The sequence below is a fragment of the Kitasatospora nipponensis genome (genome assembly GCF_039528135.1).
GTDB classification, from domain to species: domain Bacteria; phylum Actinomycetota; class Actinomycetes; order Streptomycetales; family Streptomycetaceae; genus Kitasatospora; species Kitasatospora nipponensis.
Genome location: NZ_BAAALF010000249.1, coordinates 1 through 9991, shown reverse-complemented (window position 1 = coordinate 9991; position 9991 = coordinate 1). Strand labels below are relative to the sequence as shown.

The 9991-nt window shown below is 69.9% G+C and carries 12 protein-coding genes and 1 pseudogene; 7 read left to right on the top strand and 6 right to left on the bottom strand.

The window, feature by feature from the left end; translation table 11 throughout:
• Positions 1-59 precede the first annotated feature (59 nt).
• The gene (locus ABD323_RS37045; RefSeq protein WP_344446494.1) at positions 60-707 is read right to left on the bottom strand and encodes an NAD(P)-dependent oxidoreductase; all 648 of its coding nucleotides are present in this window, start codon (positions 705-707) and stop codon (positions 60-62) included.
• Between the two features lie 4 nt (positions 708-711).
• Positions 712-936 carry a hypothetical protein gene (locus tag ABD323_RS37040; RefSeq protein ID WP_344446493.1) on the bottom strand — a complete coding sequence of 75 codons (225 nt, stop codon included), beginning with the start codon at positions 934-936 and terminating at the stop codon, positions 712-714.
• Between the two features lie 80 nt (positions 937-1016).
• On the opposite strand from ABD323_RS37040, the gene ABD323_RS37035 reads away from it, so the two are divergent.
• Positions 1017-1559 (top strand): MarR family winged helix-turn-helix transcriptional regulator, encoded by a 543-nt coding sequence (locus ABD323_RS37035; protein ID WP_344446492.1) that lies wholly within the window; start codon positions 1017-1019, stop codon positions 1557-1559.
• A gap of 275 nt (positions 1560-1834) precedes the next feature.
• Here ABD323_RS37035 and ABD323_RS37030 read toward each other — a convergent pair.
• Positions 1835-2119, bottom strand: a pseudogene (locus tag ABD323_RS37030) (GNAT family N-acetyltransferase); the annotation flags it as partial.
• A gap of 139 nt (positions 2120-2258) precedes the next feature.
• On the opposite strand from ABD323_RS37030, the gene ABD323_RS37025 reads away from it, so the two are divergent.
• On the top strand, positions 2259-3281 hold the full coding sequence (locus ABD323_RS37025; RefSeq protein ID WP_344446491.1) for a hypothetical protein: 1023 nt from the start codon (positions 2259-2261) through the stop codon (positions 3279-3281).
• Positions 3282-3340: 59 nt separating this feature from the next.
• Here the strand turns inward: ABD323_RS37025 and ABD323_RS37020 are convergent, their stop codons facing one another.
• Positions 3341-3757, bottom strand: coding sequence for a hypothetical protein (locus tag ABD323_RS37020; protein WP_344446490.1), 417 nt, complete (start codon positions 3755-3757; stop codon positions 3341-3343).
• Positions 3758-3761: 4 nt separating this feature from the next.
• Complete coding sequence (locus ABD323_RS37015; protein ID WP_344446489.1) at positions 3762-4592, bottom strand: IS5 family transposase; 831 nt, start codon at positions 4590-4592, stop codon at positions 3762-3764.
• A gap of 464 nt (positions 4593-5056) precedes the next feature.
• Here ABD323_RS37015 and ABD323_RS37010 point away from each other — a divergent pair, with 464 nt between their 5' ends.
• The 5 genes from ABD323_RS37010 (at position 5057) to ABD323_RS36990 (ending at position 9331) form a co-directional block, all read left to right on the top strand.
• Entirely contained in the window at positions 5057-5686 is a 630-nt protein-coding gene (locus ABD323_RS37010) for an RNA polymerase sigma factor (RefSeq protein WP_344446488.1), read from the top strand.
• Positions 5683-6729 (top strand): CU044_5270 family protein, encoded by a 1047-nt coding sequence (locus ABD323_RS37005; protein WP_344446487.1) that lies wholly within the window; start codon positions 5683-5685, stop codon positions 6727-6729. Before ABD323_RS37010 ends, ABD323_RS37005 begins: the two co-directional genes overlap by 4 nt.
• A 458-nt stretch (positions 6730-7187) precedes the next feature.
• Positions 7188-8006, top strand: coding sequence for a hypothetical protein (locus ABD323_RS37000; protein ID WP_344446486.1), 819 nt, complete (start codon positions 7188-7190; stop codon positions 8004-8006).
• Between the two features lie 163 nt (positions 8007-8169).
• On the top strand, positions 8170-8565 hold the full coding sequence (locus tag ABD323_RS36995; protein ID WP_344446485.1) for a hypothetical protein: 396 nt from the start codon (positions 8170-8172) through the stop codon (positions 8563-8565).
• 91 nt (positions 8566-8656) lie between these two features.
• Complete coding sequence (locus tag ABD323_RS36990; protein ID WP_344446484.1) at positions 8657-9331, top strand: HAD family hydrolase; 675 nt, start codon at positions 8657-8659, stop codon at positions 9329-9331.
• A 175-nt stretch (positions 9332-9506) separates the two neighbouring features.
• Here ABD323_RS36990 and ABD323_RS36985 read toward each other — a convergent pair.
• Positions 9507-9991 (bottom strand): hypothetical protein (locus ABD323_RS36985; protein ID WP_344446483.1); only part of this gene is annotated, 485 nt, incomplete at its 5' end.

The window sequence follows — 9991 nt, the reverse complement described above, 5'->3', positions numbered from 1 at the left end:
GACCGACACGTGCCGTTCCTCGACCTGATCACCGAACTCTGACCCACCGAACGGGCCTTTCAGTACCCGACGGTGAAGCGGGCCCGCCGGTGTTGGGGGCGCTCGGCCTCGTCCAGCAGGGCCACCGCCAGGTCCTCCATCGAGACGGCCGACCGGCCCGCTTCGTCGGTGAGGAGTTCGTCCCGCCCCAGCCGGTAGTGGCCGGTCCGGACACCCGGGGAGAGCTCGGCGGGCGGGGCCAGGTACGTCCAGTCGCTCTCCGGCCCGGCTGCCAGGCAGGTCTCGTACTGCTCCCGGCAGGCCTGCGCGATCGGCCCCAGCTGCGCCGGGAAATCGGGGGTGTCCATCAACGGCGTGCCGTCCACCAGCAGGGTCGCCGCCCCACCGACGAGCAGCAGCCTGCCACCACCACGGGCCACTGCCGTGAGCATCGCCTCGGTCACGGCAGCCAGCTCCGGCTCGCGCCCCGACGCCGGACGGGTCGCCCCGATCACCACATCCTGACCGTCCGTCAGCTTCGTGACCGCCTCGGCGTCGGTGGCGTCCGCCAGGTACCCGGTCACTTCACCGGGCAATGCGGCCAGGCTCTCGGGCGAGCGGACCACGGCGGTGACGGCGTGTCCCCGGCGGAGCGCCTCGGCGACCACACGGCTGCCGACGGCGCCGCTCGCACCGAACACGGTCAAACGCAGGAAAGTGTGACGCATCAATTCAGACTCCTTCAATGAGGAACAAGGTGGACACCGGACACGCCACCACGACGGACCCACCCGGCGCGTTGCCACCGCGGCGCAACCGGGCGACCGCGAGCAAGCCGAGGATGATCAGACGGCCCGGCAGCCGAGCGGGCGTCAGCTCCCGCCCCAGCGCGCACCAGCCGACCACCATGGCGACCAGCAGGCCGAGCCGCAGGCCGAGCAGCCCGCGGAAGCCCACCCCGGCAGGGTGACCCCCGGCGATTTCTTAGCGCTAAGATAAAGTATCTCACCGCTAAGAGATTCGCTAGCCTGGTCGACATGGATGACCGGACCGACCACGTGGACCACCTCCTCGCGCAGTGGGCGCGCCAGCGGCCCGACCTCGACGTCTCCGCGATGGGCGTCATCGGCCGCCTCAAACGCCTCGCCCGCCTCATCGACACCGAACTCGGGCACACCTTCGCCGAACACGGCCTCGACCACGCCTCCTTCGACGTGCTCGCGACACTGCGCCGCAGCGACCCGCCCCACCGGCTGACCCCAGCTCAGCTGATGAAGTCCTCGATGGTCACCTCGGGCGCCGTCTCCCAGCGGCTCGACCGGCTGCAGGCCGCCGGCCTGGTCTCCCGCACCCCCAGCCCCACCGACGGTCGAGTCGTCCACGTCTCCCTCACCCAGGAAGGACGCACACTCATCGACCACACCCTCCCCGACCACCTCGCGACCGAACAACGCCTGCTCGCAGCCCTGCCCCCCGAGCAGCAGGCCACCCTCGCCCAGACCCTGCGCACCGTCCTGCTCTCCCTGGGCGACACCCACCAGACGAATGACCCGAAGGACCCGGCGACGCACACGAGATGAAGCGAGGGAGCCCAGAGGTCAGCTGTGGTAACCGACCCGGACCCCCTCGCGAGGAACTCCACGTGAAGCGTGAACACCGACAACCTGCCGAAGGACTCGCCATACCCGGCACCCCGAAGCCCGAAGAGCGGCATCGAACCCCCTCCACGGCGACGCCGAGCCCATCACCCCTCCCGGTGATACAAACGCAAGGGCCGGCGCCGATCAGGACCAGGCGGTCGCCGCAGGCGTCAACCCGGAAGCCGCCACAAGCCTCGAAAGTGACAAGAGACGGATCACCGGGGATCGCCTTGGACGAGCGCGTGCAGGTGCACGTCGTGCCAGCCGTCAGCATGCAGCACCGCACTGCGCATGGTGCCCTCGAGCAGGTAGCCGGCCTTCTCGGCCACGCGACAGGACGCCGGATTCGCCACCGAGTGGCACAGCGACATCCGATGCAGACCGAGCCCCTCCAAACCCCACTCGCTCAGCCTCCTGACGGCCTCGACCACGATGCCCGTTCCCCGCGCGGACGGAAGCAGCCAGTAGAGGAGTTCTGCGTTGCCCTCCACCAGGTTGATCTGAGAGGACATTCTGAACCGGTATGCCCGATTCTGATGGCGGTTCGGGACGAGGCACTGTCCGAGCGAACGCGGTCGTTTGGCGGGTTTGACAGTCCCAGACGAGGCGGGGTCAGCGCGGTGATCTATGGTCACGGCCATGACCAGGACCACGCCGCCCCGACCACTGGATGTCGAAAAGCTCTTCCCGAAGCTGGCTGACTACCGTGGCGTGACGACCCGGCTGCACCCGCGGGCCGGGAGCCCGGACACCTCGGCCAGCTCAATCGGCGGCCCGCTGCTCTGGCCCGTGGACGAACCGTGGCCAATGTGCACCGAGCCGCACCGACGAGGGCGCGGCTACCGCATCGCGGACATCCGCCGCCGGCGGCAGCTACTCGCACAGGCCTGGGCCCGCGACGCGGCCCCGGGGCCGACGGACGAGGAACGGGTCCTGCTCAAGGAGTTGGAGCGCAAGCACCGCCTGCCCGACCTCGCGGACACCGATCCGGTCCCGCTAATCGGCCTGGTTCAGCTGTACCAGCGGGACGTGCCGGGCCTTCCAGCCGGGCCGGACGGCTGCGATCTGCTGCAAGTGCTCTGGTGCCCGTTCGAGGCCCATGGTCCGAGCGGTTACGGCCTCGCCCTGCACATGGTCTGGCGCCGATCCGAGCAGGTTGGCAAGCCGCTGCCCGCCGCACCAGAGCCGCTACTGGTCGGCTTCGAGGGCTCGGTGCCCGAGCCGTGCGTGCTGCACCCCGAGCAGGTGACCACCTATCCCTACGCCGGAACGCTGCCCGCGCGCCTGCAGTCCAAGATCGACGCCTGGGAGGAGAGGCAGGAGCGGAAGGCGGACAAGGACCCGGACGCTGATGTGCTCACCTACCAGCACGACCTGTCCATCCCACCCGGCTACCGTGTCGGTGGCTTCGCCTCCTGGCACAGCACCGACCCGCATGCCATGACCTGCGCGGCCTGCGGCACGTCCATGGCCTTGCTGGTGACCTTGGACAGCCGGGAATGGGACGGCTGCATCAGCTGGATGCCGGTCGAGGACGGTCACCTTCCCGAGTACCTACGGGACCCCCGCCCAGCCCGGCTAGCCTTCGGCCGGTACGGGCTGCTGAATGTCTTCACCTGCCCCGCGAGGCCGGAACATCCGCACCGGTGGAGCATCCAGTAGGCATCGCAGGGATTCCCACCGAGAGCAGTCGTGGCGTACGGCTTGAAGTGAGGGGGCGGCTACGGGCGGCGCTGGGTGAACAGGCCCGGTTCGGTCTCGGCAAGAACTCCCAGGCTGACCAGGCGCTTGAGCTTGTGCCGGGTGCTCTCGATGCTCTTTGCCGTGAGCGGGAGGTCCAGGGCCTGGCACAGGTCGCGGGCGCGCTTCGGCCCGGAAGTCTCGGCGAAGGTGCCGAGGATCTGCTGGTAGGCCGGGTGGGCCGGCAGGGCAGGCGGCTCCTCGGTCGGTTCCGGGGCGGTCGGCGGGAGGGCGAGGAGTGTCTTGCGGGTCACCGCCAGGTTTTCCATCTCCTCGTGGAGTTCACGCATGCGTGTGGTGAGTTCGTCGATCTGCGTGCGGAGTTGTTCCGCGGCGGTGCCGAGCTCGCGTTCGCGTGCGTCGATCCGCTCCAGGAGCGGCGTGACCTGGGCGTCCACGCGGTCACCCGCGCCAGGTGGGCGTGGTCTGACCGGTGAGCCGGCGCGCTATCACGTCAATCATGGCCCAGCGCACCCTGGACTCCGAGGACTTCGGCCTGCTCTCGTAGTCCCGCACGAGCCGCCGGAACAGCATGAGGATGCCGAGCGTCTGTTCCACGATCCACCTCTTGGCCTGCGGAACGAAACCGGTGCCCTTGTCCGCTGGGTTGCGTTCAACGATCTCGACGTCGATGCCGACCATCGCGCCGTACTCGACGACGGTCTTCTTGAAGCCCTGGTCCACCAGAGCCTTCTTGATGCTGTCGATGGGGGCGACCTGGCCGAGCAGCGCGGTGCCGAACGCGTTGTCGTGGTCGCTGGCAGCCAGCACGGTCACTGCGATGACCAGGCCCAGGACGTCCACCGCCACCCCGCGCTTGCGACCCGCCACCTTCTTGGCCGCGTCCTTCCCGGTCGTGGTCGCGGGCACGTTCACCGCCGCGTGGACGCTCTGCGTGTCGATCACGACCAGGCTCGGATCCTCCGACCGCCCGGCCTTCTCCCGGACCTGCCAGCGCAGTAGGTCGTTGATCTTCACGTCCGTGACATCGTCGCGCCAGGCCGCGAAGTAGTAGTAGACGGCCGACTTCGGCGGCAGGTCGTGCGGGAGGTAGTCCCACTGGCAGCCGGTCCGTCCCTGATACAGGATCGCGTTGACGATCTCTCGCATCTCGTACCGGCCCTGATGTCCCGTCGGCGACGGATGGTCGGCCTTCCACGCCGAGATCACCGGCTCGATCAGCGCCCAACGCTCATCGGACAGGTCGCTCTTGTAGGGCTTGCGGTCGCTCACCCGAACAGCCCAGCAGGTCCAAGCCGTGCGACCGGCCTGAACCGCCCAAGCCCACACGATCAGGCGACCACAAGGCGGTCATATCAGCTCAGAACGTCCTCTCACACGACACTGGCCGACCAAGGCCTCACGAACCAGGCCGCCTCGCATGCCACCCACCCGGACATCGACGTCAAGGACGTCGAACACAACCCTCGAGAGACGGAGCTCGCCCCACAGCCGAAACGGTGGAGAGGCCGAGCAGACCCACAGGATCCTGACACCGCACCAGCACCCGGTCCGCGACCACGAGCCCCCGCCTCCCGTGCCCACCCGGCGACGCCCCCCGCACGACCGGCGCGTCCGCACCGCAGCGCACAATCGGCTCCGGACCGGCACGGTCCCTCGCCCACCCCGTGCACCGCCGCCACCCAACGTGGCGCAGCTCACAGGGAACCCCGGGCGGTGTGCGGACAGAGGTGGGCATGGAACTGTCACAACGGGCGCGACTACGCGCCGGGGACCAGGGTGCGCTCGGCGAACTCTTCGACACGCACGCCCAAGCCGTGTACGGCTACGCGCTGCGCACCCTCGGAAACTGGGCGGCGGCCGAGGACGTGGTGTCCCTGACCTTCCTGGAAGCCTGGCGGCTGCACCGCAAAATCCACGACGGCGACGACGACCTGCGACCCTGGCTGTTCGGCATCGCCACCAACGTGCTGCGCAACACCACACGGGCAACCCGCCGCCACCGGGCGGCGATGTCCCGACTCACCGAGTGCCGGTCCGCACCGGACTTCGCCGACGAACTGGTCTCACGGATCGACGACAGCGCCCAACTGGCAGCCGTACACCGTGCCTTGCCGGGCCTGCGCCGCTCCGAGCGCGAAGTGTTCCGACTGTGCGTGTGGGTGGGGCTCGACTACGCGTCGGCTGCCGAGGCCCTGGGCGTGCCCGTCGGCACCGTCCGCTCCCGGCTGTCCCGGGCACGGGCCCGGCTGCGCTCCCTCGCCGAGCACGAACTGACGCAGGGCCGGGAACCCGCTCGCACCATCGGACAGGTACGGGGTGGCGGCTTCGAGGCTGCCCGGTCGTTGCAGGAGGAGATCCGATGAACAACCCGCACGAGACGCTCCCCGCCGACCGCCGGCGATTCCTGAAGGAGCATCTGATGAGTGAGATCACCGCACAGGCGAAGGCCCCCAGGCCCCGGCGCAGGCCGGTTTGGCTGGTCGCGCCGCTGGCAGTGGGCGCACTGGCCACCGTCACCCTGGTCGTCCCCAGCCGACACCACGACAGCGGCTCCACCCCGGCCTCCTCCGCCTCGGCCCCCGCCACGCCCGCCCCAGCCACCTCGGCCACTCCGTCGATCACGCCCGAGCCCGAGCCGACCGACCCCGCAGGCCTGCTCGCCCGCGCCGCGAAGGCCGCCGCAAGCCGCCCCGCCCCCCAGGCACGCGGCAACCAGTTCGTCTACCGGCGTGAGATCCACGACGGCGCCCGCGAGTCCAAGCGCGAGCAGAAGTCGTGGATCTCGGTCGACGGCAGGTCCCAGGGCCTGATCCTGGATCCGACCATGGGAGGCGGACGCACCCCGTGGCCCGCCACCCTCTCCGACCTCCCCGGCGCCCCCCGTACGGCGGGATTCGACGCCCTGACGTACGAGTTCGTCTCCCACCTACCCACCGACCCGCAGCAACTGCTGCACCAGTTGCTGACCGTCGACCGCTCCAAGACCGTGGCGGGCGTGACGATGACACCCGAACTCCGCCACCAGATCGCCTTCGGCGACGTCCAGATGATCTTCCAGAACATCTCGGCGCCCCCCGCCGTCGCCGCAGCACTCATGCAAGCGGCCGCGAAGATCCCGGGGACGTCGGTGGTCACCGACGAGGTCGACGCGGCGGGCCGGCACGGCGTCGCGGTCGTCGGCACCAACGGCACCCTGCGCGTGGCCCTCATCTTCGACCCCACCACCGGCGCCTTCCTCGGCGTGCGCGAGGTGCTCCTGTCCGACCTCCCGCCCGCGGGCTCCGACGGCCTGCCCCCCACAGGCACCCCCTCCCCCGGCGCCGGCAACGGCAAGGGATACGACTACGCCTCGGCCCTGCTCGCCACCACCATCGTCGACAAGACCGAGGTCGAGCCCACCGACTGACCCTCCCGACCCGGGCCGCAGGAGACCCCGCCACCCGGTGACGTCGTCTCGTACCGCCCCGACGACCGGCGGAACCCACAGGCAGCCACAGGGGTGCCGCCTGCGGGTTCCGCCCCATCGGCCCCACACCGAGCCACGGTGAGGCGGGCCAGGCGAGTGGTCCTCCACGGGGTACTCGTCACCCTCGGAGGCGAAGCGGGCGGTGAAGCGGCCCACCCGCATCGTGGATCCGAGCGCCGGGCCGACGAGCACGTGAACGTGAACGTCGCACTGGTCGAGGTCGGCGTCGGTGGCGTGGACAGCCTTCACGATGCCGATGGGGCCGGGGTTGAGATCGGACCGGGCCGCGAACCGCCAGGTGACGGTAGTGCTGTCGTCCAGGGGGCGGACTGACGGTGAAATGACGCCGCATCAGGGTAGGGAAGGCTCGTCAGGCCGGTCGGAACGGGGAGACGACTGTGTGGATCCGTCGAAGAACAAGGTGGCTCGCGGCCGTCGTCCTCGCCGCGCTGACGGCGAGCTGCAGCCTCCTGCCCGGTTACCACTTCGTACCAGGCTCCGACCCCTACCCGATCGCCGTCCCCGTACTCGTCGATCTCGGTGGCCGCCACATCCACTTCATCGACACCGGACACTGCGCCCCCGCCACGCTCACAGCGGACGAGTCCAGCAGCGCCGTCACCCTCCACTTCGCGATCGAGCGAATGCCACCGGCCCACGGGGCGTCGCTCGCCTGCGTCTCCGACCCCGAGGACGAGGTCGACCTCCGAGCTCCCCTGGGGGAGCGTCAACTCGTCGACGGGGACACCGGAACACCCGTCAGGTCGTTGGACCTCGACCGGCTGATCACGCCCTCGCCGGCCACAGCGGTTCCCACGGGTCCCGCGGACTGGTCCAGCGGCACACTCTGTCCCCGGCCGTCGCGCAACTTCGGTGCCTGCGCCGTCCGTTGGTTCCAACTGGCTGGCAACGGCGAGCCGTTCCTGCTGGTCCAGGCCACGTCCCGGGACTGGGCCCTCGAGGAGCCGGCCGACGGGCGCCCCGCACCGGAACCGACCCCGGACTGCTCCGGGCCCACCTCGTGGGACGTGACCTGCGTCAGTTCGTCCGGCGGCTTCTCCTGGTGGGTCTTCTGGCAGATCGGCGACTGGGCGTTCGACATCGCCGTCGCGCGCGGCAACGCCGCCCTCGACGGGCAGACCCTCGAAACCCTCCACGCGGACCTGCGGGCCGCGATCCCCATCGACCACGACATGGAACCCCCCTGGATGCGGTAACGGGCGAGGAAGACCCCGTTGAGGTCGGACGGAAGCCGGGGGCGAAGCCGAGAAGCCGTTGTCGCACCGAACTTGATCGGCGGGTTTCCGCAGTTCAGGCATGATGCCGAAATGGCGAGGCATACTCGGGCCGTTGGGTAGTCTCGTCGGTGGAGGTGCCGGGATGGCGTCGGCGGTGGGTCTCCCGGAGGAGCGGGAACTGGCCGCGCGTGAGCGTGTGGAGGAGCTTCGGGAGGTGGCGGACCGGGTACTCGCTGAGCCTGCCGGACCGATGGCCGCGCGGTGGGGCTCGATCGTCCCGGTGTGGCGTCCCGCGCTTGCCATGGCCGCGCTCGCTGCCCACGACCAGCGCATCCTCACCACGCTCACCGAAGAAGCATCCGGCGGGAAGTCAGTGATGCCCTGTCAGGAGATCACTGCCGTACTCGGACGGGAAACGGTCCCGGCAAGTGTCAAAGGAGTTCGGTCGAAGATGAAGCGGCTGACCGACCGGGGCTGGGCCGACGAGCCCACCTCGGGACGGTTCACGCTCGCCGCCGGGCCAGCCGGCGGCCCATGAGCATCGTCATCGGCCACAGCACCATCTGCTCATGCACGGTGGGGCAGCGAATCGTCTCGTCCGCGCGTGATCACCAACGAAGGAACAACCGATGCAACCGACTGTCCTGTTCGACCTGGACGGCCTTTTGATCGACTCCGAACCGATCTGGGACGCGGCAAAACGTGAAGTGTTCGGTCCGCTCGGCCTGCACCTCACACCGGAGATGCAGGCGGCGACGCGCGGGCTGCGGCAGAGGGACATGGTGGCCTACTGGTTCGACCGGGCCACCCTTCAAGCCGACCCCGACGACGTCGAGCAGCAGATCGTGGCCGCCGTGTGCCGTGGACTGGAGGGAGTGACGCTGAAACCCGGCGCCGAACACGCCGTCGCGGCGTGCGCGCGTGCATCGAGGGCGATGGCCGTCGTGTCGTCTTCGCCGGAGTCGGTGATTCGGCAGGCGCTCGCGAGCACCGGCCTCGACCGATCCTTCGATGCCGTGTTCTCGACCGAGGACGACGAACACGGCAAGCCCCACCCGGGCGCCTATCTCCGCGCGGCCGCCGCCCTCGGCGCGTCACCCGACGAATGCATGGTGATCGAGGACTCGCTCAACGGCATCCTTGCCGGCGTGTCAGCCCAGATGACGGTCGTCGCCGTTCCCGAGGCCGCTGACCGCAGCGATCCTCGCTTGGCGATTGCCACTCTGGTACTGGAGTCCCTCAAGGATCTCGACACCTCCGTATTCGGCGCGTATGCATCCAGGGGGAGCCGGAACGCCACATGAGCATCGCGCACTGCCGGATCCGCCACCGTTCCGGCGGAACTTTGGTGAACCCAAACCGCGGGTCGCGGCCAAGGTGCCCGGCACGCTCCACCCCCGGATCGAGGAATTCCTCAACCTGTCGCCATTCCTCGTGACGGCCACGGCCGACGGCACCGGCGCGGCGAAGAGCCGCGAGCTACTCGGGCCCGAGGGACTGCAGGCTGTCGGGGATGCCGGTCCCGGGCATGAGGTCGCCGGCGGTGTCGCCGCCGAACAGCCACGGATCGCCGGGCTTCGCGGGCCTGCCGACGACGACGCGCAGCACGGTGTCGTCCTCGCCGTCCGGTTCGACCAGGAGCATGCCGGTGGCGTGGAGTTCGTGGACCGCGTCGCGCACGTCCGTGACCCCGGCCGAGGCGCCGAGCAGGCCCGCCAGTTCGCCGGCGGGCACGTCCCCGACGCTGCCGTCCGCGTGACACACGCGCAGGACACCACGGTCCAGGGCCATGTCCAGCCACGCGGCTTGCAGCGGGATCTTCGGCCCGTAGGTGGGGCGCAGCCGGGCGAGGCGTCGCATGAGGTCCAGGGCCTGCGGGCCGAGCCTGGTGTCGGTGGCGACCCGCTCGGGGTCGAAGCCGGCGGCCGGGGTCATCCACTGGTCGTAGCCGGGCGGTTGGAGCT

What these genes read in the sequence shown, in the direction of transcription:
- ABD323_RS37005 (WP_344446487.1), top strand. Translation starts at nt 5,683, where the DNA reads ATGAACAACCCGCACGAGACGCTCCCCGCCGACCGCCGGCGATTCCTG.
- ABD323_RS37025 (WP_344446491.1), top strand. Translation starts at nt 2,259, where the DNA reads ATGACCAGGACCACGCCGCCCCGACCACTGGATGTCGAAAAGCTCTTC.
- ABD323_RS37045 (WP_344446494.1), bottom strand. Translation starts at nt 707, where the DNA reads ATGCGTCACACTTTCCTGCGTTTGACCGTGTTCGGTGCGAGCGGCGCC.
- ABD323_RS36995 (WP_344446485.1), top strand. Translation starts at nt 8,170, where the DNA reads ATGGCGTCGGCGGTGGGTCTCCCGGAGGAGCGGGAACTGGCCGCGCGT.
- ABD323_RS36990 (WP_344446484.1), top strand. Translation starts at nt 8,657, where the DNA reads ATGCAACCGACTGTCCTGTTCGACCTGGACGGCCTTTTGATCGACTCC.
- ABD323_RS37035 (WP_344446492.1), top strand. Translation starts at nt 1,017, where the DNA reads ATGGATGACCGGACCGACCACGTGGACCACCTCCTCGCGCAGTGGGCG.
- ABD323_RS37010 (WP_344446488.1), top strand. Translation starts at nt 5,057, where the DNA reads ATGGAACTGTCACAACGGGCGCGACTACGCGCCGGGGACCAGGGTGCG.